The organism is Microbacterium sp. (genome assembly GCF_026393345.1).
In the GTDB taxonomy this organism is placed as follows: Bacteria; Actinomycetota; Actinomycetes; order Actinomycetales; family Microbacteriaceae; genus Microbacterium.
The window spans coordinates 1-2,608 of record NZ_JAPLAI010000025.1; the positions used below are offsets into that span (position 1 = coordinate 1).

Below are 2,608 nucleotides of genomic sequence, written 5' to 3' on the forward strand. Positions count from 1 at the left end.
CGCTTCGGCCAGGTCGATGAACGCGAGATGCGCGTTGGCGGCGCCGACCGCCGCGAAGTTCTCGCTCGTCCAGACGAACGCGTCCACCGAGTTCTCGGCGGCATACACCTGCGCATGCGGCACCTCGGTCGCTAGCGCCAGCGCGATGGCGCCGGAGCCGGTGCCGAGGTCGACCGCGATCGGGGCGGGGGATGCGGCCGACGCCAGCGCGTCGATCGCGATCTGCGCGACCATCTCGGTCTCCGGACGCGGGACGAAGACCCCCGGGCCGACGCGGAGTTCCAGGTGGCGGAAGGGCGCGAGCCCGGTGAGGTGCTGCAGGGGTTCGCGTGCGGCGCGGCGGGAGACGAGGTCGAGGAACGTGCGGTATGCGGCCTCGTCGAGGCGGTCGCCGCGGAGCGCCGCTGCCTGCACCTCGCCGCGGGAGCTCCCCCGCACATGCGCGAGCAGCAGCTCGGCGTCGACCTGCGGGTCGGGGACACCGGCGCGGGTGAGCGTCGCGACCGCATCCGCGATCACTCGCCGAACGTCGCGCGCGCCAGGGTCGAGCGCGCCGGGGTCGAGCGAGGCGGAAGACACGAGAACCCACCCTAATCCCGCCCGGACCGGGGTGGGCCCGTCATATACGCCCCGCGGGAATCCGGGCTCGCCTAGGCTGGGTGGGCGCCCAGCCCGTTCTCTGAAAGGCCGCCGTCATGCCCGGGATCCACTCCGACATCACCTCCGCGTTCGGCAACACGCCGCTCGTCCGCTTGAACACCGTGACCTCCGGGCTCGACGCCCAGGTGCTCGCGAAGCTCGAGTACTACAACCCCGCATCCTCGGTGAAGGACCGGCTGGGCATCGCGCTCGTCGACGCGGCCGAGGCGTCCGGCGAACTGCAGCCCGGCGGCACGATCGTGGAGTCGACGAGCGGGAACACCGGCATCGCGCTCGCCATGGTGGGCGCCGCCCGCGGCTACCGCGTGATCCTCACCATGCCCGCATCCATGTCGAAGGAGCGTCGCGTGCTGCTGAAGGCGTTCGACGCCGAGCTCGTGCTCACCGACCCCACCAAGGGCATGGTCCTCGCGGTCGATGAGGCCAAGCGCATCGTCGCCGAGACCCCGGGTGCGGTGTGGGCGCGCCAGTTCGAGAACGAGGCGAACCCGGCGATCCACCGCAAGACCACCGCGGAGGAGATCCTGCGCGACACCGACGGCAAGGTCGACATCTTCGTCGCCGGTATCGGCACCGGCGGCACCATCACCGGCGTCGGCCAGGTGCTGAAAGAGAAGGTGCCGGGCGTGCAGATCATCGCCGTCGAGCCCAAGGACTCCCCCATCCTCACCGAGGGCCACCCCGGCCCCCACAAGATCCAGGGCATCGGCCCGAACTTCGTGCCGGAGATCCTCGACCGCTCCGTGATCGACGAGGTCATCGATGTGGAGTTCGACGACTCGCTGAGCGTCGCGCGCGAGCTCGCCGCGAAGGAGGGCCTGCTCGTCGGCATGTCCAGCGGTGCGGCGGTGTGGGCGGCCCTCGAGGTCGCCAAGCGCCCCGAGAACGCCGGCAAGAACATCGTCGTCATCATCCCCGACACCGGAGAGCGTTACCTAAGCACGGCGCTGTTCGAGGACCTGCGCGAGAACTGACGTGGGCCTGGTCGCACGGCTGCGCGAGGATCTCGCGGCGGCAAAACTGCGGGACCCCGCCGCACGGAACGGTCTCGAGATCGCCGTGCTGTACTCGGGACTGCACGCCATCTGGGCGCACCGATTGTGGCATGCGCTCTGGGAACGACGGATGCGGTTCCTCGCCCGCGCCGGATCTCAGCTGACCCGGTGGCTGACCGGCATCGAGATCCACCCGGGCGCGAAGATCGGGCGCCGGTTCTTCATCGATCACGGGATGGGTGTCGTCATCGGCGAGACCGCGGAGATCGGTGACGACGTCATGCTCTACCACGGCGTCACGCTCGGCGGACGCACCCGCGACGGCGGCAAGCGGCATCCCACGCTCGGCGACGGCGTCGTCGTCGGCGCGGGCGCCAAGGTGCTGGGGCCGGTCGTCATCGGCGCGCACACCGCTGTCGGCGCGAACGCCGTCGTCACGAAGGACGCGCCCGCCGACAGCGTGCTCGTCGGGGTGCCGGCGAAGGTACGGTCGCGCCGGGCCGGCGAGGACACCCGGGCCCTGCTCACCGCCCCCGAATACAGCATCTGACTGTGCTGCACGACCTCAGCGCCCGGGGGCAGCTCGCTCGACTGCGCGACGGGTCGCTGTCACCGGTCGAACTGGCGGCGCACTACCTCGAACGGATCGCCCGGCGGGATGCGGAACTCGGCGCGTTCGTCGAGGTCACGGCGGACGCCGCCCTCGCCCGCGCCGACGCGCTCGCGACGACAGCCCCCGCGGGCGCGCTGTGGGGGCTCCCCTCCGCGGACAAAGACCTCGTCGCGCGAGCCGGTGTTGCCACCCGCTACGGCTCCGCCGTCCGTGCGGACCACGTGCCGACCTCATCCGATGAGCTCGCGCTGCTGCTCGACGACGCGGGCGCCGTCAGCCTCGGCAAGACCAACACGCCGGAATTCGGCCTGACCGGATACACCGAGTCCGCCGTCGCGCC

4 protein-coding genes are annotated in these 2,608 nt (G+C 71.4%); 3 read left to right on the forward strand and 1 reads right to left on the reverse strand.

The features are described 5' to 3' along the window. Nucleotides 1-519, reverse strand: a 519-nt coding sequence (locus NT132_RS02825) for a methyltransferase (RefSeq protein ID WP_297784460.1), incomplete at its 3' end; no start/stop codon positions are given. Between the two features lie 176 nt (nucleotides 520-695). On the opposite strand from NT132_RS02825, the gene cysK reads away from it, so the two are divergent. The 3 genes from cysK to NT132_RS02840 form a co-directional block, all read left to right on the forward strand. Further along, complete coding sequence (gene cysK, locus NT132_RS02830; protein WP_297784453.1) at nucleotides 696-1,634, forward strand: cysteine synthase A; 939 nt, start codon at nucleotides 696-698, stop codon at nucleotides 1,632-1,634. A gap of 1 nt (nucleotide 1,635) precedes the next feature. Next, nucleotides 1,636-2,205: a serine O-acetyltransferase EpsC gene (gene epsC / locus NT132_RS02835; protein ID WP_297784455.1), complete on the forward strand. Its 570-nt coding sequence runs from the start codon at nucleotides 1,636-1,638 to the stop codon at nucleotides 2,203-2,205. A gap of 2 nt (nucleotides 2,206-2,207) precedes the next feature. Next, a partial coding sequence (locus NT132_RS02840; RefSeq protein WP_297784457.1) for an amidase family protein occupies nucleotides 2,208-2,608 on the forward strand: 401 nt, incomplete at its 3' end.